Here is an 18,113-nt window from a genome sequence, read left to right as displayed (position 1 = left end):
ATGGAAATCCAGGTATTCGGCGTCATCGTGTTTGCATTGGGCGTGCTGTCGCTCAATCTGCGCTATCAGTGGGCGATCTATTTCATCGCGCTGTGCTGTCTGTTTGCGGCGGCCGCGACGATCTCGTTCCCCGCGCTCGGCGGCCTCGCGCTGGTGCCGGTCACGCTGTTTCTGGCGTTTTTCTCGCTGCGTGCGTTCAATATCGGCGGCGGCCCGATGCTGCTGCGCGCGATCGCGTTCGACCGGCCCGGCTTCTGGCTGGTGTGCGTTGTCTGCGTGGCGGCCTTCGGCGGCATTTTCCTGCCGCGCGCGCTGGCCGGCTCGACCCTTGTGTTCGCGATCGACCGCGCCGGCTCCGATCCGAATGCGGCCGCGATGACGCCGCTCGGGCCGGTGTCGGGCAACCTGAGCCAGTCGATCTATGCGGTGGCCGAACTGGTGATGTATTGCGCGATGTCGGTGTTTCTGTCGCGGCGCGAGGGCTACCAGTACTTCGCCAGGGCGATGCTGGTGCTGGCCGCGCTGAACATCTGCGCGGCAATCATCGATCTGGCCGGTGGCTCCGAAGTGCTGGCCGCGGTGAAGACCGCCGGTTATACGCTGCACGACAACGAAGAGCTCGCGGGCCTCAAGCGCATCACCGGCACGTTTCCGGAATCGGCTGCGTTTTCGTATTTCACGCTGCCGCTGTTCGCGTTCACTGCGAACCTGTGGCTGCTCGGCTATCGGCCGAAACTCACCGCGGTGCTGAGCGCCGCGTCCGGCGTGATGCTGATCATGTCCACTTCGGCGACTGCCTACGTCGGCTTTGCTGCGTATCTGCTGGTGCTGTTTTTCAGCCGCTCCGAGCGCGTCGCGCCGCACAGCCGGGTCCGCAAGAACCGTTTGTGCGTCGTGTTGGGCTGCGTCGGCGTGCTGGGCGTGATCTTCGCGATCGTGCTGAAGCCGAGCCTGATCACCGTGATCAGCGACTTCTTCGAGCAGACGCTGCTGGCCAAAGCCGATAGCGATTCGGGCGTCGAGCGTACCGCGTGGAATATGCAGGCAATCAAGAACTTCATCGAAACCTATGGGCTCGGAGTGGGTGTCGGCAGCTCGCGTGCGTCGAGTTTCGCGCTGGTGCTGATGTCCAACCTCGGCTTGATCGGCACGATCTGTTTTGGCCTGTTTGTCGCGCGTTCGGTGCTGTCGCCGATCTCGACCAGCCATCCGCCTGCCGATCGCGCGGTGTGCTACGCGTCGCGCCAGGGCATGCTCGGCGTGCTGATCGTGGCCTCCGTGTCGGGCACCGTGTTCGAGCTTGGCTCCTGTTTCTATCTGTTTGCCGCCGCCGCCGCAGGGCTCGCGCTGTCGGCCGGGCAGCGTGCACCTGCTGCGCACGGACGTCGCGTCGCGCAGCAAGGCGGCGTGCGTGCACCGCGTGCCGCGTATGCAGCAGGCCGTGCCGCACGGCCTGCTACGGCACATGCAGCGGCTGCTGCTGCCGCTGCTTCAGCCGCGTCGGCAGCCATGGCGGCCGCTGCGACCGCAGCCGCATCCGAGCCTGCCTGCAGCACCTCGCACGCACTCGTGCCGGTCACCGGCGCGCGCCGCCAGAGCCGGGTGCCCGCGTGGCCGCACAAGCAGTAAACGCATGGCCGAATACGCCGTGATTTCGGCGGATTCAGCACAGCTCGCTTACGTACAGTAAGTCTGAGCGTAGGGGTAGCAGTAGAGCGCAATGCCTCTGCAGCAGCCGCAACCGCGGGGTTTGTATCGGGCGGCGCTGCATCACGCGGGTGTCGATTTCGACGAGAAAGGCCGATTGCGTCGCTTGCCGGGCGCGGACCGAAAGGCCGCGTTACACAAAACCGGTAGCACGCCATAACTGTGCGAGCATTCACATGGACAATCAGAAAGCCAGCTTTGTGCCGGTGACGCAGCCGTACCTGCCGCCTCTGGCGGAATTCACCCCGTATCTGGAGCAGATCTGGAACAACAAGTGGGTGACCAACGACGGCCCGTTCCATCACCAGCTCGAGCAGGCGCTGTGCGAGCATCTGGGTGTCGAGCACGTCAGCCTGTTTTCGAACGGCACGATCGCGCTGATGACCGCGCTGCAGGCGCTCGATATCAAGGGCGAAGTGATCACCACACCGTTCTCGTTCGTCGCCACCACGCATGCGCTGCACTGGAACGGCATCAAGCCGGTGTTCGCCGACATCGATCCCGTCAGCATGAATCTCGACCCGGCGAAGATCGAAGCGGCGATCACGCCGCAAACCACGGCGATCCTGCCGGTGCACGTGTACGGCAACCCGTGCGACATCGACGCGATCCAGAAAATTGCCGACAAACACGGGCTGCGTGTCGTGTACGACGCGGCGCATGCGTTCGGCGTGAAGCGCAACGGGCAATCGGTGCTGCGTGCCGGCGATATGTCGATCCTGAGCTTTCACGGCACCAAGATCTATCACACGTTCGAGGGCGGCGCGATCATCTGCCGCGATCTGGAAACCAAGCGGCGCATCGACCGGCTGAAGAACTTCGGCATCGTCGATGAGGTGACGGTCGGCGCGGCTGGCCTGAACGGCAAGATGAACGAGGTGCAGGCCGCGTTCGGCATGCTGCAGCTCAAGCATGTGGACCAGGCGTTCGCCGCGCGCGCGCGTATCGATGCGCGCTACCGTGAAGCGCTCGACGGCGTGCGCGGGCTGAAGCTGCATGAGATTGCCGACAGCGACACGCGCAATCACGCGTACTTCCCGGTGCGGGTGATGCCGGAATTTCCGATGAGCCGCGATGCGTTGTTCGAGCAGTTCCGTGCGCGTCATATCGCCGTGCGGCGTTACTTCTATCCGCTGATCAGCGAGTTCGCGACGTATCGCGATCTGGCGTCCGCATCGCGAGACAACTTGCCGGTGGCGAGCATGACATCCGGACAGGTGCTGTGCCTGCCGCTGTACGCGATGCTCGAAGCGGCGGAGCAGGAGCGGATTATCGACATCCTGCTTGCGTGTGCGAACGGCACGATTGCGTGACGATGCGGCGCGGTGGTCAAAGCACGAGCACAAGCGGTTGCAGCAGCAATAGCGGTAGCCATGGCAGTAGCGGCAAACCCGCCCTTTGCCCGCACGCGGGTCAGCGTAGCGAAGGGCGGCGAATAAAAGAGCGCATGCGTCGGCAGCGAATTGCGCATGCAGGTTGGGGGCTCGACAGCGGAGGGCGCGATGCTAGAGATCGCACCGGATGACGCAGCAGGCGCAGGCGCGCAGCGCCGCACAGCGCGCGTACGGACGACGGACATGACAGATGCGCTGGACGCACCGGGCAGCGTGACGCCAGGCACGGGCTCGCGTACCGCTGGCGAGCAAGCCGAACGGCCAGCCGAACGGCGAGCGAAGCCGCGCGCAAACCAGCGCGTGCGCATCCTGCACTCGCCGTTCACCAACACGACCAATCCGTACATCGAAATGGTCAAGCGGATCTTCGCGCAAAGCGGCTACGACGTCGCGCCGATGTCCGCGCACAACCTGTTGCACGGCGGCTTCGCGCATCTGTTCAGCGCGCGCACGGTGCTGGTGTTCCACTGGCTGGAGTTGCGGCCGTTCAAACGCAAAGGCGGCCGCACGCTGATTTCGCCGCTTGGATGCCTCGTCTTCCTGTTCTATTGCTGCGCGATCGTCATTGGCCGCGCGAAGGTCGTCTACTTCGTGCACGACCACGCCGTGCACGACACGGTCGGCTTCATGCGCAAGCTGTCGATGGGGCTGATGGCGCTGGTACGCCGGATGGCGGACGCGCGCATCGTGCACGCGCCGACCTTCGAACGGACCTATCGCGCGCACTATCTGCCGCATCCGTTGTACTGGGACATGCCCGGCTACGAGGCGACGCCGCGCGCTGCGGTGCAGCCGGGGCATGCGCCGCAGTTCGCGATGCTCGGCACGATCCGTCCATACAAGGACCTTGCCGCGGTGCTCGAAGTATGGCCGCAACAATGCGAGCTCGAAATCGCCGGCAACGGCAGCGCGGAATACGTGCAGACGCTGCACGACGTGATCGCGCGCCGCGCGCTGCACGACACGGTGCGCATCGATGCGCGCTTTCTGTCGGATGCGGAATTCGAGCAGCGTATCAGCCGGACCGACGTGCTGGTGTTGCCGCACGTCGCCGACTCGATGCTGGTGAGCGGCGCGTTCTTCGAAGCGATCGGCCGCGTGCCGATGCTGATCGCGCGTGCCACGCCGTTCATGGTGTGGGCCGCGAAGAAGTTCGACAACGTGCTGCTGTTCGATCGCGTCGAGCAACTGCCGGAACTGGTCCGCTATGCCGCGAGCAAGTGGCAGCGCGCCGCGCAGCACGACAAGCGCGACGTGGCGACGGCCGAATTCGGCTGGCACACGTGCTGCCGGGACTATCAGCAGTTTTTCGATGCGCTGGTGAGCGGCGAAGAGCTGCAGCACAACGACCGCGCGCGGTATTAGCTCGCACCGCACGACTCTTACAGGAGACATCCCCTTGTCGGTCAAAAGAGACGCAGCCGCACTGTACGTGATACAGGCATGTGGCTATATCGTTCCGCTGATTGCGCTGCCGTTTCTGTCGCGCACGCTGGGCCCTGATCGCTTCGGTCAGGTCAGTTTCGCGGTGGCCTTCATGCAGTTTTTCATCACGGTCACGGATTTCGGCTTCGACCTGACAGCGGCGCGCAAGATCTCGATTCATCGCGGCGATCGCGACGTGCTGACGCGCAGCTACTGGATCGTGACGATCGCAAAAGGCAGCCTTGCGCTGCTATGCGCGCTGGTGGTGTTCGGGCTGGTGCAGTTCGTGCCGGCGCTGCGTGGCGATCGCGATGTGATCCTGATCGGCTTTCTGTCGCTGGCGGGCACCGTGATCAACCCGGTGTGGCTCTATCAGGGCCTCGAGAAAATGCCGTTGATGGCGGTGATTAGCCTGTCGACGCGTGTCGTCAGCCTGATCGTGCTGTTCTTTCTGGTAAAGACGTCTGATGACTATCTGTTCACCGCGGTGTGTTTCTTTGCGCCGCTGCTCGCCTGCGGCATCATCCTGACGGCGATCGCGCATTGCACCGGCATGCTCGGCAAGTGGCAGAAGATTTCGCGCGAAGAGCTCTGGCAGCAGTCGGTTGAAGCGTTCCACGTGTTCTCGGGATCGGCGTTCGCGTTTATGTACACGTACCTGAACGCGATCATCCTGAAGTTTCTGGTCGGCAACGAAGCAGTGGGTTTCTACGTGATGGCCGACAAGGTCGTGAGCCCGATCAAGTCGTTCTTCTCGCCGCTGATCCAGACGATGTTCCCGCGCATCTGCAAGCTGTACGCCGAGCACCATACGAAAGAAGCCGAGGATATGATTCGCAAGCTCGTGCTGACGGTGGTGGCGCTGAACGCGTGTGCGGTTCTGGCGGTCTTCATTGGCGGCGAGAAGCTGGTGGTGCTCGCGTTCGGTGCGCAATTCCTGCCGGCCGTGCCGGTGCTGAAGGCGCTGATTTTCTTCCCGGGCGTGGTCGGCATTGCGATGGTGCTGATGCAGCTGCGCCTCGTCGCGCAGGGCGAACTGCGCTCGTTGAAGCGCATCTATGGCATTGCGGCGGCGTTCCACTTCGTGCAGTCGGTGATTCTCGTCAAGGAGTTCGGCGCGACCGGTACGGCAGCATCAGTGGTGTTGACCGAGCTGCTGGTGGTTGGGTTGATCTGTCTGGAGTGCCGCGGCTTCAAGAATCGCCGCATGGCGGCGAGCGCGCAATGAGCGTTGCCGCGAGCGATGCAACAAGCGACGCAACAAGCGACGCAACAAGCGACGCAATGAGCGTTGCCGCGCGCCTAGTGTCGGTGCAGATGAAAGCCGTCGCCGCCGGAGTCGAAGTGCTTGCGCAATCCGCCCAGCGCAAACACGCCAAGCAGCAGGTCTTTCAGCGCGCTGCGGCTGTCCTTCGCCCATGCGCTGCCGCGGTAGCCGCCGCTTGCGACGATGCGCAGAAAGATCGCGCAGCGCCGCAGCAGCGATGGCGCGTTGTAGAGCTCGATACGCCGACGATACAGCACCGCGTAGGCGGAAAAACGTGTGGCGCCGGCAAGCGCGGCCGCCGCATGGTGCGGTGTGAAGGCCCCAGCGATATCGCGCAGGATCTCCGCGCGGCGCTCACAGCCCACCGCAAAGTTGCGCCAGTGCTGCTGGTTGTCGAACAGCAGCGGCGCGCTGCGTGCGAGCCACGACGCGCCGGCCCAGTGTGTGTGGGTGGCCGCTGCGCTATGCCGGCGATATCGGGCCAGCGGCGCGTCGACGTACGCAATCGCGCCGAACACGTTGGCGACGAAAAAGAGCCACTGGTCGTGCCCTTCGCGGCTGGTGCCGTCGTGAAAGTCGAGCGAGCGGTTCCAATACGGTGCGAACAGCAGTAGCTGGCGCCGGAACAGCATCGTAAAGCCGAGGCCATAGGCCAGTGGCCCGACGCTCAATGCCGGGTTGTACGCGGCCGGCAGCGCATCGCGTAGAAGCGTGTCGATCGGCTGCAGCTCGCTGTCGGTGACGATCGCGTTGTGGGCAAGCAGCAGCACGTCGCTGTTCACGAAGCGGTCGACGCAGACGGCCAGCTTGTTCGTGTGCCACACGTCGTCCTGGTCGCAGAAAGCGATCACGTCGGACTTGCATAGCTGCGCGGCCTGCATGAAATTGCCGCGGTAGCCGAGCCGCCTGGGGTTGACCACGAGCCTTACCGGAAACGGCGCCGTACGCGCAAATGTCTCGACAATGGACACGCTGCCATCGTTCGAGCAGTCGTCGCAGACCACCAGCTCGGCCGGCAGCCAGCTCTGGGCGGCGAGGCTCTCCAGCTGCGCCGCGAGGTAGCGCGCGCCTTCGCAGGTCGCGAGCGCCACCGATACGGTAATCGTCATGATCGCTTTGTCCTTGCTGCCGGCGTGCACTTGAGTGCCGCTCTTGTCGTGTGCGGTGCTGCGCGCCGCTCTTTACGGCGAGAGTGCGTGAGTGTGTCTGCCGAGCGTGCCGAGCAGATCGAAATCGTGCAGTACGGTGGGATCGAGATCGCGCGGCGTGGCCGGCAAGTCGTCCAGGATGCTCAGCAGATAGTCGCCGTAGCCGCTTTTCTTTAGCGGCATCGCGAGGTTCTGCAGCTGTTGTGCGTCGATCCAGCCCTGCCGGTAAGCCACTTCTTCCGGGCTCGAGACGATCAGCCCCTGGCGCTTCTGCAGCGTCGCAATGTACATCGCCGCATCGAGCAGCGATTCGTGCGTGCCGGTATCGAGCCACGCATTGCCGCGGCCCATGATCTCGACGTCGAGTCGTCCCTCGCGCAGGTAATGTGCGTTGACGTCGGTGATCTCGAGTTCGCCGCGCGGCGACGGCGCGATACCCGCCGCGATGTCGCACACCGTGTTGTCGTAGAAGTAGAGGCCGGTTACCGCATAGTTAGAGCGCGGCACGAGCGGCTTTTCCTCGATCGACAGCGCGCGCTGCTGGCTGTCGAATTCGACCACGCCGTAGCGTTCCGGATCGCTCACGTGATAGGCGAATACCGACGCGCCGTGCTTCCTCGCAGCAGCGCGCGCGAGCCGGTCGGGCAGCTCGTGACCATAGAAGATGTTGTCGCCGAGAATCAGCGTCGATGGCGAGCGGCCGACGAACTGCCGGCCGATGATGAATGCCTGCGCGAGGCCGTCCGGCGACGGCTGCATCGCGTACTGGATGTTCATGCCCCACTGATGTCCGTCGCGCAGCAGCGCGGCGAAGCGCGGCGTGTCCTGCGGCGTCGAAATGATCAGCACTTCGCGGATTCCGGCGAGCATCAGCGTCGACAGCGGATAGTAGATCATCGGCTTGTCGTAGACCGGAAGCAGCTGTTTCGATACAGCATGAGTGACGGGGTACAGACGTGTGCCCGATCCCCCCGCCAGAATGATGCCTTTGCGAGCCATCGAAGTCTCCGTGACGTCAGCGGCGCGGCAGCGCCGTGGTTGCGCCGGTCGCGGCCGGCGCGGCAAACCGGCCCGCGAGATGCGGCGCGGACCGATGCTCTTTACGGATTCTAGGCAGGCGAGGCCCGCCGCTTCGGCCCAAATCCCGGCGCTATCGGCCATTCGCGAGGGTGGCGGGCGTAAGGATCGGCAGGCCACATTGCACTGCAGAAACTTGCGCGCGCGAACATTGGCGGCGACGCGTTCGATGCTAGTATTTTTTTGCATGCGAAGCGATGCACAGCCTGCTTTGTATGAAGCTGCGCACGCCGCGCCCACTGCTGTCCGCCGGGGATTTTGCACATGACCACCAACGATCAATACACGCCCATACGCCTTGCACAACCGGCGAACGGGGTATTTCGCAACAGCGGAGAACGCAGTGCCGCGGAGCACGGCGCGCTGCCGGTTTACGGCGCGGATCCACAGGTGGCGCACGCGGCGCACGCGGACAGCGGCGGGCTCGGCGCATTGACGGCGTTGCTGTATGGCGTGGCCGAATTTTCGAAGGCGCACCTGCGGCGCATCGCGAAAGCGCATCAGGTATCCGCGGTACGCGTGACACCTGGGCTCGCGGCGGCGTCGCACGTGCTGATCGTGACGGTGCACAACGAAGCGCACCGGATGGCGTATTTCCTGCGCTATTACAAGTCGCTTGGCTTCGAGCAGTTCATCGTGCTCGATAACGAATCGACCGACGGTTTGCGCGACTTGCTCGAGCAGGAACCGGGCGTGTCGATCTTTGCCGCGCGCGGCTCGTACAAGAAATCGCGCTTCGGCAACGACTGGATCAATACGGTGTTGTCCAGATACTGCAGCGGAAAATGGGTGCTCTATGTCGATGCCGACGAGTTTTTCGTGTTCCCTCACAACGACACGAAAAGCATCGCGGACCTGACCGCCCATCTGATGCGCAATGGGCAACGCTCGGTGAACAGCCTGATGGTGGACATGTACAGCACGGGCAAGGCAAGCGAGAACACCTGCGCGCCCGGCGAAAACCCCGCGGCGGTGTGCCCGCTCTACGATGCTTACGGCTATCACACGCGTTACGATCCGCGTTCGCGTACTACGTGGGCCAAAGGCGGCGTACGCGCGCGCATCTTCTTCGACGATGCGTGGGATGGACCCGCGCTCAACAAGACGCCGCTCGTGCTGTGGAAGCGGCCGTATGCGTATCTGAAGTCGTCGCATCAGCTGTGGCCGGCGCGCCTGAACCAGCCGCTGTCGCGTTCGGGCAAGACGATGACGGGTGCGCTGCTGCACTTCAAGTTCCTCGCCGACATCGGTATGAAGCTGCAGGCCGAGGCGGTGCGCCGGCAGCATACGGCCGAATACGGCGCTTACACCGATCAGCTGCACGTGAAGCGCGATGAGCCGGATTTTGTCGGCGCGCCGACGGCGCGTTATGAAAGCTGGCGTTCGTTGCAACGCGACCGGTTGATCGGGGGCGACGACGAGTTTGCCTGAGAGCCTGAGCGCGGCACGGATAGCGCGATGACGTTGCGCGCTTTGCCTGTGCACGACTCAATCGACAGGAAGATATGAAAATGCGGCGTGTCATCGATTTCGATGGCACGCCGCATTCGTTTTAGCGCAGGGTGTCGAGCGCGGCTTGCGCCGCGCTCAGGTTTGCGGCGCGCTCATCAGATTCGCGATGAACTGCTGGAAGTTCGGCGCCAACAGCCGGTTTGCATAGCCGCTGATATGGTCGCCATCGAAGAACAGCGGCACGGTGCCCGCATGCGTCGAGCAGACGTCGTCCGGGCACAGGATCGGCAGCGGATCCCATACGCTGACCGCGGGCACCGCCTGCGTGATCCGCGCATAGGAATCGAGTACCGGCGTGCGATACGCTTCGACGTCGGCGCGCCGCACGCGATTGCCCGACTCGCAGATCGGATTGTCGCGGTTGAACCAGTCGGCGCAGCGGAACGCAGGCATCCTGAAGACCGGCTCCGGCGCTTCCAGCACGATCTTTACACCCTTGTCGGATAGCGCGCGCAACAGCCGGATGGCTTCCTGCTCCTGCACGCGCCGGTTCGCCAATGCGGCGCTGCTGAACATCGCGTCGTGCGCGGCGCGCTCGTCGAAGCGCGCGAACTGGTCCGAAAAGCGCGGCAGCCGCAGCGACGGCATGAACACCACGTCGCCGGCACGCACCTTGTCGAGAATTTCGGCGTACGCGTCGTCGTCGTAGGCCTTGCAGCGTTTGACGTCGGCGCTATCGACCGACAGGAAGCCGATGAATGCGCAACCGCCGTTGTTATACGCGAGCACTTCCACGCCGGTCTGCAGCGCCAGCTCGCGGAACATCAGGCTGTAGGCCATCGCGTGCGAATCGCCGATTACGTAGAGACGGCTCGCATAGCGCGGTGCGACCTGGCAGCCTACCCGCGAATACGCCCATACGGGGCCGTCGTCGAGCTTGCGCGTGTCCCACTTCTCGCTGCAGCCCGCGTAGCGCTCGTTCAGCGAGCCGTAGGGATACCAGTCGTCGGCCTGATGCGATACGACGCTGAGCGACAAGCGTGGTTGCTGCTGATAGATGCCGAAGCTGAGCGCGGCGCCGAGCACGATGGTGCCGAAACCGCCCGCGACCAGCGCCGCGCGCGGCATGACGCGCAGACGCGGCGCGCGGCGCACCGGGTTCTCGATCAGGTAGTACGACGCGGTGGCGAGCGCGAAGGTCAGCACGGCGGCGAGAATGCGCCAGCGCGCTTCGTCGACGCCGGTGGTCCAGCGCAGCAGCACGATCACCGGCCAGTGCCACAGGTATAGCGAATACGAGATCCTGCCAATAAACACCACACCGCGCGACGCCAGCACGCGGTGCAACAGGCCTTCGGTGCGCCGTCCATGCAGGAAGCCGAGCAGGCCGAGCGTGCCGGCCACCGGCGCGAGCGCGCCCGGAAACGGAAACGAGTTCGGCGTGCCGAACGCGAGGCTGGCCGCGAGCAGCGCAAGCGCCAGCAGCGCGCCGCCCGACGCAAGCCACGTGGCGCCGCGTTCGGCGACGCCGAACGGCCGGCCGCACAGGCTGAGCACCTGATACAGCAGCACGCCGGCAGCGAGCTCCCAGAAGCGGCTGAAGATCAGATAGAACGCCAGCGTCTCATGCGAGATCGACAACCACTTCGCGCACGCCAGCGATGCAACGAAGCCCACACCGAACAACCCGACCGTCAGCTTGCTGCGCGGCACCTTGCTGACCCACATGAAAAACAGCAGCGGGAAGATCAGATAGAACTGCTCTTCGACGCCGAGCGACCAGGTGTGCATATACGGATTGAACTCGACCCGCGGCGAGAAGTAGTCGTTGCCGGTTTTCGCGAGCACGAGATTGCTCAGGCCGAAGAAGGCGAACAAACCGGTTTTCGAATTCGTATCGCTTAGCCACGCCGATGGAATGAACAGCACAGAGGCGAGCGATGTGACAAGCAGGCAGACGATCAGCGCGGGCGCGATGCGTTGCACGCGGCGTGCGTAGAAGTACAGCACGAACTGCTTGAGGCTCACCGCGCGCAGCGCGCCGACCGACGCGCTAACCACGAAACCGGAGATCACGAAGAATACGTCGACGCCGGCCAGGCCGCCCGGCAGCCACTGCGGATGCAGGTGATAGACGATCACCGACAGCACGGCGAGCGCGCGCAAGCCGTCGATATAAGGCGCGTAAGCGTGTCGCTCCGCGGCGAGCATGCCGGTGCTCATCTGGCGAGGATTCATGGCGCACCCTTGGGTGTCTGTTGCGCGTTGGCGCTGATTGTGTGGTGTGGCGGTGGCCGCCGCCGGCGCCGCACGATGGCGTGCGGCGCTGCAGGTGGTGCCGTTGGCGCAACGGATCGATTGCGCGCTTTCCAGCGGCGCCGCCTGCATATCAATACTGGCCCGCGTGGCGTGGCAGCGTCGGCCATTCCCCAGGTGCGAGCGGACAAGCGTGCGGCGTTTCCGACGCAGCGCACACGCATGTGCGAGTAAGGCGGGCCGTCACCGGATGTTGTCCGTTTCACGCTATTTCGTCAGCCTAGAATCCGCACACCATCCATAGCGAGTCACCGATGCGTAAGCTCAACTCGATCAGGATTCTGCGTGCCGTAGCCGCGACAACGGTGATCGTGCACCACGTGATGATCACCAATGGCACCGCCTTCGGCGCGTTTCGCGTCGATATCTTCTTCGTGCTGTCCGGCTTCGTGATCGCCCTGGCGCTCGGCGCCGGCACGATCACGGTGCGCGAGTTCGCCGTGAGCCGCGTAGCGCGCATCGTGCCGTTGTATTGGCTGATGACACTGGTCGTGTTTTTCGGTGCGGTGCTGAAGCCCGATCTGTTCAATTCGACGACAGCGAACCTGTCGGAATTGCTGAAGTCGCTGTTCTTCATTCCGTATCTGAAAGAAAGCGGGCAGATGTATCCGATGCTGTTCGTCGGCTGGACGCTGAACTACGAGATCCTGTTTTATGGGGTGACGGCGCTCGCGCTGCTGTTGCTGCGCGAGCGGCGCTTTGCGTTCATCACGCTGCTGCTCGGCGCATTGTTCTTTTGCGCAAGCGCCGCGCATCCGACCCACGCACTCTGGTTGTTTCTCGCTCAGGACCGGCTGCTGGAGTTTCCGCTTGGCATCGCCGTGTGGCTCGCGTGGCAGCGCGGCACGCGCGTACCGGTGCCGCTGGCGGTGTTCGGCGTGGTCGCGATGTACGTGTTCATGACCTGCGCGGAATGGGTGTTGCCCGATAGTTCGCCGCTGATACGCAATGGCATGCCGTCGTTCTGCCTGGTGCTGTGCGCGTTGAGCCTCGAAGGCGTGATTGCAGACAATCGCTTCACGCGGATGCTGGCCTATATCGGCGACGCGAGTTATGCGACCTATCTGAGCCATCCGTTTGTGGTCGAATCGATGCGCAAGCTGTTGCCGCGTGTGGTTCATGGCTTCGATGTGCGCACCACGCTCGGCGCGCTGCTGGCGATTGTGTGCGCGACCTGCGTCGGCTGCCTGTTTTATAAGTTCGTCGACCGGCCGCTATTCAAGGCGGCGCGACGCGTACTCGAAGCACGGGTGCCTGGCGGGCTGGCGGCGGATAACAACGCGGTGCGTTAATCGCTGGAGCGCGAGCTGGATTGGTTCGCGCTGGAGGGGGGTAGTGGGCGTCCGCATGTGCGTCAGATGTGCGACGCGGGCGGTGTGTCGATTCGCTGAACGACGGCAATCAGCATGCGGCCACCGCGTTTTCAGGGCGGTGGCCGCGTTGTTTTGTCAAACGCCGCTCAGGCGTAACCGCTTTTCGTGCGCAGGCCGCTGCCGGCCGTCTGCGAACCTGCCGGCGCGATCTCATGGCCGAACACGCGGTCTAGCGTCGCCGCCAGCAACTCGACATTCGGTTCCAGAATCATCTCGGTGTGGCTGCCGCTCACCTGCGCGACGGCGAGGCCACGCCGCGCGATGCGTCGCCACAACGGCAGCGGATCGCCACGCTCCGGCTCCGGCAGCGCGGCGCGCACGTAGTGAACCGGGCTGCCGTCGTATGGCTGCGGACGATAGGTGGTCATCGCCACGCGCATCGCTTCGCGAACCCGCACGAGTACCGGCGGGAAATGCGCGATCTCGCGTAGCGGCGCATGCGCCATGCGGCCCAGACGCAGCCGGATCTTGTCCTTCAGGCCTGCGAGCTTGTACAGGATAAAGTGCTTGCGCTGTGCAAACGGCAGCTGGCTGAAGGTTTTCCACTGGCGCTTCGCCCACGCCTGCTGGAAGCGCAGCCATGTGCCGAACGGCAGACAGCGTTCGTGCACATAGGTGTCGACCAGACATACGAGCTCGATCTGTTCTCCCGCCCGATGCAACTGCTGCGCGATCTCGTACGCGACCAGCCCGCCGAACGAGTAGCCGATCAGCGAGTAGGGGCCCTGCGGCTGCACGCTGCGCATTTCGACGATGTAGGACGCTGCCATCTGCGCGACGTCCTGCAGCGGCGGCGTTTCGCCGCTCAGGCCGCGTGCGTGCAGGCCGATCAGTGGGCGCGGCGTACGCAGCGCATGCACGACGGCCAGACACTCCATCACCGAGCCGGCCATGCTGTGCACCCAGAACACCGGCGCGCCGCTGCCGGCGCGCAACGGCACGATCACTTGCGATTCGCTCGACGCATGGCTGCCGCGGACGTGCGCAGCCAGTTGCGCGATGTTCGGGGCGGCGAGCAGCGTGGCCAGCGTGACGGTTACGCCGGTTGCGTCACGCAGTTCGGCGATCATCGCCGCTGCCAGCAATGAGTCGCCGCCGAGTTCGAAGAAGCTGTCGGTACGGCCGATCGGGCTCAGGTCGAACAGGCGTTCCCATAGCGCTTGCAGATAACGTTCGAGTTGTTCGGGCGTGTCGCCGACCGGCGGCAACTCGCGGATGGTTTGTGCGAGAGCCGGGTGGTTGCGGATCTGCTCGAGGCATTCGGGGTTGCGCAGCGCGCCGCTGTTGCCGACCGTCTGGCCGTTCACTGCGCTCCGTGCGGCCGCTTCGGACGGCTTGCCGCTGTGCGTGACCGGCAGCGCATCGACTTGCATCACGACGTCGGGCACATGTGCGCGCGATGCGCGACGTGCGAGTTCGCGGCGGATCTGTGCGATCAGCGCGCCGTTCAGCGTGACGTCTTGCTGCAGTACGACCAGCAGCACGACGCGCCGGTCGTATTCGACCGGTGCGGCCTGTGCCGCTTGTGCTGCGCTCGCTGTTGGCGCGGCACTGGCCCGCGGCGTGCCGCCGGGCACCTGCTGCTGTACCACCATCGCTTCGCGAATGCCGTCGATGTCGCTGAGCACGCGATAGATCTCGCCTGGGCCGACGTTGACGCCCCGCACGTTGAGCACGCCGTCCGAGCGTCCGTGCAGGCGGCCGCTGCCTTGCGCGGAAAATTCGATCAGGTCGCCGTGAGTCCAGATGCCGTCGTTCGCAGCGAAATAAGCCTTGTGAAAGCGCGAGCCATCCGCATCGCCGAAAAAGCCCAACGGGCGCGATGGAAACGGATTCGTGCAGACCAGCTCGCCGATGCCGTCGGCCGGTGCGCCGGCTGCGTTGTCCCATGCGTGCACGTCGAGCGCGAGCGACTTGCATTGCGCTTCGCCGCTGAACACGGGCAGGCCCGGATTGCCGAGCACGAAGCAGCCGAGAATGTCGGTGCCGCCGGAAATCGATTGCAGCTGCAACGGCTTGACGTGATCGTGCACCCACTGGAATTGCGCGTCGTACAGCACCGCGCCGGTCGACATCATCGCGCGCAGCGCGTGCAGGTCGAATTGCTCGGCGGGCTCGAGCGCCGCTTCGCTGCACATCTTCAGATACGCGGGGCTGGTGCCGAACACATTGACGCGTTCCTCCGCGACCAGACGCCACAACGTATCGACGCTCGCAAGCGGCCCGCTGTACGTGACGATCTCGACGCCTGAAGCGAGAGCCGACAGCTGCCAGTTCCACATCATCCACGAACACGAGGTGTGGAAGTACATCTTGTCGCCGGGCCGCAGGTCGCTGTGCAGCCGATGTTCTTTCAGATGCTCGAGCAGCGAGCCGCCGGCGCCGTGCACGATGCACTTCGGCTTGCCGGTCGTGCCGGACGAAAACATGATGAACAGCGGCTGATTGAACGCAAAGCGCTGCCACACGAAGCCGCTGGCGTCGTTGCCGGCGATCAGTTTGCCCACTGAGTGCACCGGCTGAATGATGCCGGCGGGCAGCGGCCCATCGTCGAGCGTGACGATACCGTCGAGCGAGCGCAGTGCGGCGGCGAGCCTCGCGACTTTTTCGGCCGGCGTCATGCCGGTGTCGGCGGGCAGCGTCGCGGTGTGCGCGAACAGGAGGCGCGGCGCGAGCTGCTCGAAGCGGTCGAGCAAGGCCTCGCTGCCCATGTCCGGCGATGCGGTCGAGAGTGTCGCACCGATGGCCGCGACGGCGAGAGCGGTGACGATCGCCTGTTCGTCGTTGCGCATCACGGCGGCAATGCGGTCGCCGCTTTTGATACCGAGCCGCTCGAGCGCCGCCGCGAGGCGCGCTACGCGTTCGCGCAGCTCGCCACGGGTCAGACGCACGCGCCGGCCGTCCGCGTGACAGGCGGTCAGCGCAGGTGCGCTGGCCGGTGCGATCTGCGTGCCGAGCAGATTGTCCGCATAGTTGAGTTCGAGGTTCGGAAAGAAGCGCGCGTGCTCGCATACGTCGCCGACGCATACCGGCTCGACGTCGCCCGCATAGTCGAGACCGTGCGTCGATTCGACGAAGAAGCGCCAGAAGGTCCGGTAGTCGCGTACGGAAAACGCGTGCAAGGCAGGATAGCTGCTGCAGTCGACGCCGGTTTGCGCCTGCAGCGCCGCCGCGAAGGCGTTGATCTGCGAAGCGGCGACGCGCTCTCGCGATGGAACGTAAATCGGTGTGCGCGCAAGCTTTGCGCTGGTGGTCGCTGCGTCGCTGCTGCCGACACTGTGCTGCACTTCCATATACCCCTCCGCGAATGGCTGATTGCGCCGTGGCGGCGTCGCCATGCTCATGTAGGTGAGCTGCGCGCGCGAATTTATTGACGTGGCTGTGGTGGGTACCGTTGCCGCAGCGGTTGCCGCGTTTTCGATTCCCATGCCCGTGCACGCCAAGCTAAGCGCTATCGATCCGATGATCTGTTCGGCATCCAACCAACCCGGGTGATGCGCTGCGAACGCGTCTGCGCGATGCGCGAGCGCTGCCCGGGCCTGGCGCTGCCAACGGGCGCCATGACGACGTGCGATGCTTCGGCGGTCGGGAAAACGACGGTGGGTGGGCGCGCTTGCGTGCTCGCGCGCTGGCCGGTGCGTTGCCCTCTGTCGCGCGGCGCTTCAAACGCGCCAACGCTGCGGCGAGGCGTGGCATTGCTGGCGTTTCTGTTTGCGGGCAGGGCGGCAGCCGCATGCGGCTGCCGCCTGCTCCCATCCCCGTTCTGCGACTGCTGCGAGAGGCCGTTCCCACTGGCTGACGGTGCGCTCACACCCTTGCGGATGTGTCCAGGTCGCGCCGTGCCGAGGAAAGCCCGGACTGTCGTTATTCTTGTGATTCAGCTCACTGCTTCAGCCTGGCGCAGACGCGGCAGCAGGCGGTCGAACTCGCGCTTCACGAGACCGTAGCATTCGCATGCACGCGCTTCGAGGCCCTTGCGGTCCAGCACCTTGATATGGCCGCGGCTGTGATGGATCAAGCCCTGGTTGTGCAGTTTGCCGGCCGCTTCAGTGATGCCTTCGCGGCGCACGCCGAGCATGTCCGCAATCAGCTGCTGCGTGACGGTGAGCTCGTCCGACGCCATCCGGTCCACTTCGATCAGCAGCCAGCGGCACAGTTGCTGGTTCAGCGAATGGTGGCGGTTGCACGCAGCGGTTTGCGCGACTTGCGTGAGCAGTACGTGCATATACAGCAGCATCAAACGGCGCAGGAAGTCGGAGCGCGCGAAGTGCTGCTTGAGGCTTTGCGCGGACATCCGGTATGCGAAGCCGGCCGTTTGCACCTGTACGCGGCTCGGCATGGTTTCGCCGCCGGTGAGGATCGGCACGCCGGTCATCCCTTCGCGGCCCACGGCGGCGATCTCGACCGAGCCACCGTCTTCCATCGTCGACAGCATCGAGATGATCGCGGTGGTGGGGAAGTACACATGATGAATACGCTGCGCGGAATCGCACAACAACTGTTCGGCGCGCAGATGAACCAGTTCGAGATGCGGTGCCAGCGCTTGCCACTCATGCGACGGAAGTGCGCCGAGCAGGTGGTTGCCGTGCAGGTCAGATTGAAGGGTGAGCATGATCGGTCCTCGCGTGAAGCCGCTTGCGGCTTCTCTGTATCTATTCCGGTCCTCGCGTCCCTCGTATTGCGCCGCTGCAAGCGGCTGAGGGTGGCGGTGATCGGCCCCGTATCGCCCGTACGTATCGGCCTGGCTGGCTGTCTGCGTCCGCGCTGTGTGCTGCGCCTCACATTTAGCGAGGACTGTGCCAAGCAGCCCGAAAACCAGCCCTGATGCGTTGCAGCGAAGCGGCGCGGGGTGTCGGCTGGCCCGGGTTGTGCCTTTTTGTTTCAATTCTGCACAGTCCGGCGGCCCGCCGGCAATCCTGCCTGGACCGCTTTTTGTCTGATGCAAGTCATTGAT

The 18,113-nt window shown here is 64.4% G+C and carries 10 protein-coding genes and 1 pseudogene; 6 read left to right on the top strand and 5 right to left on the bottom strand.

All coding sequences use genetic code 11. The features are described 5' to 3' along the window. The 4 genes from ACYVNQ_RS07500 (at position 1) to ACYVNQ_RS07485 (ending at position 5,754) form a co-directional block, all read left to right on the top strand. Positions 1-1,629 (top strand): O-antigen ligase family protein, encoded by a 1,629-nt coding sequence (locus ACYVNQ_RS07500; protein WP_460901855.1) that lies wholly within the window; start codon positions 1-3, stop codon positions 1,627-1,629. 254 nt (positions 1,630-1,883) lie between these two features. After that, entirely contained in the window at positions 1,884-3,020 is a 1,137-nt protein-coding gene (locus tag ACYVNQ_RS07495) for a DegT/DnrJ/EryC1/StrS family aminotransferase (protein WP_460901854.1), read from the top strand. 264 nt (positions 3,021-3,284) lie between these two features. Continuing rightward, on the top strand, positions 3,285-4,466 hold the full coding sequence (locus tag ACYVNQ_RS07490; protein WP_460901853.1) for a glycosyltransferase family protein: 1,182 nt from the start codon (positions 3,285-3,287) through the stop codon (positions 4,464-4,466). Positions 4,467-4,500: 34 nt separating this feature from the next. Further along, positions 4,501-5,754 carry a flippase gene (locus tag ACYVNQ_RS07485; protein ID WP_460901852.1) on the top strand — a complete coding sequence of 418 codons (1,254 nt, stop codon included), beginning with the start codon at positions 4,501-4,503 and terminating at the stop codon, positions 5,752-5,754. 74 nt (positions 5,755-5,828) lie between these two features. On the opposite strand, the gene ACYVNQ_RS07480 is transcribed toward ACYVNQ_RS07485, so the two are convergent. Together ACYVNQ_RS07480 and rfbA are read right to left on the bottom strand one after the other, a co-directional pair. Beyond that, a complete protein-coding gene (locus ACYVNQ_RS07480; RefSeq protein ID WP_460901851.1) occupies positions 5,829-6,902 on the bottom strand; it encodes a glycosyltransferase in 1,074 nt (357 codons plus the stop codon). Positions 6,903-7,055: 153 nt separating this feature from the next. After that, positions 7,056-7,940 (bottom strand): annotated as a pseudogene (gene rfbA, locus ACYVNQ_RS07475) (glucose-1-phosphate thymidylyltransferase RfbA); the annotation flags it as partial. Between the two features lie 342 nt (positions 7,941-8,282). Between rfbA and ACYVNQ_RS07470 the strand changes: the two are divergent. Then, positions 8,283-9,449 carry a glycosyltransferase family 2 protein gene (locus ACYVNQ_RS07470; protein ID WP_460901850.1) on the top strand — a complete coding sequence of 389 codons (1,167 nt, stop codon included), beginning with the start codon at positions 8,283-8,285 and terminating at the stop codon, positions 9,447-9,449. A 156-nt stretch (positions 9,450-9,605) separates the two neighbouring features. On the opposite strand, the gene ACYVNQ_RS07465 is transcribed toward ACYVNQ_RS07470, so the two are convergent. Then, positions 9,606-11,708, bottom strand: coding sequence for an acyltransferase family protein (locus ACYVNQ_RS07465; protein ID WP_460901849.1), 2,103 nt, complete (start codon positions 11,706-11,708; stop codon positions 9,606-9,608). A 332-nt stretch (positions 11,709-12,040) separates the two neighbouring features. Here ACYVNQ_RS07465 and ACYVNQ_RS07460 point away from each other — a divergent pair, with 332 nt between their 5' ends. Continuing rightward, entirely contained in the window at positions 12,041-13,078 is a 1,038-nt protein-coding gene (locus ACYVNQ_RS07460) for an acyltransferase family protein (RefSeq protein ID WP_460901848.1), read from the top strand. Between the two features lie 167 nt (positions 13,079-13,245). Here the strand turns inward: ACYVNQ_RS07460 and ACYVNQ_RS07455 are convergent, their stop codons facing one another. Continuing rightward, positions 13,246-16,452 (bottom strand): acetoacetate--CoA ligase, encoded by a 3,207-nt coding sequence (locus tag ACYVNQ_RS07455; protein ID WP_460901847.1) that lies wholly within the window; start codon positions 16,450-16,452, stop codon positions 13,246-13,248. A gap of 584 nt (positions 16,453-17,036) precedes the next feature. Then, positions 17,037-17,771 carry a Crp/Fnr family transcriptional regulator gene (locus ACYVNQ_RS07450; RefSeq protein ID WP_460901846.1) on the bottom strand — a complete coding sequence of 245 codons (735 nt, stop codon included), beginning with the start codon at positions 17,769-17,771 and terminating at the stop codon, positions 17,037-17,039. Positions 17,772-18,113: the final 342 nt, after the last annotated feature.

It is taken from the genome of Paraburkholderia jirisanensis (assembly GCF_054782355.1).
The sequence above is the reverse complement of the archived record's forward strand: the minus strand, read 5'-3'. Positions and strand labels throughout refer to the sequence as shown.

Coding starts and splice junctions, on each gene's coding strand:
- ACYVNQ_RS07465 (WP_460901849.1), bottom strand. CDS start 11,708: ATGAATCCTCGCCAGATGAGCACCGGCATGCTCGCCGCGGAGCGACAC.
- ACYVNQ_RS07455 (WP_460901847.1), bottom strand. CDS start 16,452: ATGGAAGTGCAGCACAGTGTCGGCAGCAGCGACGCAGCGACCACCAGC.
- ACYVNQ_RS07480 (WP_460901851.1), bottom strand. CDS start 6,902: ATGACGATTACCGTATCGGTGGCGCTCGCGACCTGCGAAGGCGCGCGC.
- ACYVNQ_RS07470 (WP_460901850.1), top strand. CDS start 8,283: ATGACCACCAACGATCAATACACGCCCATACGCCTTGCACAACCGGCG.
- ACYVNQ_RS07500 (WP_460901855.1), top strand. CDS start 1: ATGGAAATCCAGGTATTCGGCGTCATCGTGTTTGCATTGGGCGTGCTG.
- ACYVNQ_RS07450 (WP_460901846.1), bottom strand. CDS start 17,771: ATGCTCACCCTTCAATCTGACCTGCACGGCAACCACCTGCTCGGCGCA.
- ACYVNQ_RS07490 (WP_460901853.1), top strand. CDS start 3,285: ATGACAGATGCGCTGGACGCACCGGGCAGCGTGACGCCAGGCACGGGC.
- ACYVNQ_RS07460 (WP_460901848.1), top strand. CDS start 12,041: ATGCGTAAGCTCAACTCGATCAGGATTCTGCGTGCCGTAGCCGCGACA.
- ACYVNQ_RS07495 (WP_460901854.1), top strand. CDS start 1,884: ATGGACAATCAGAAAGCCAGCTTTGTGCCGGTGACGCAGCCGTACCTG.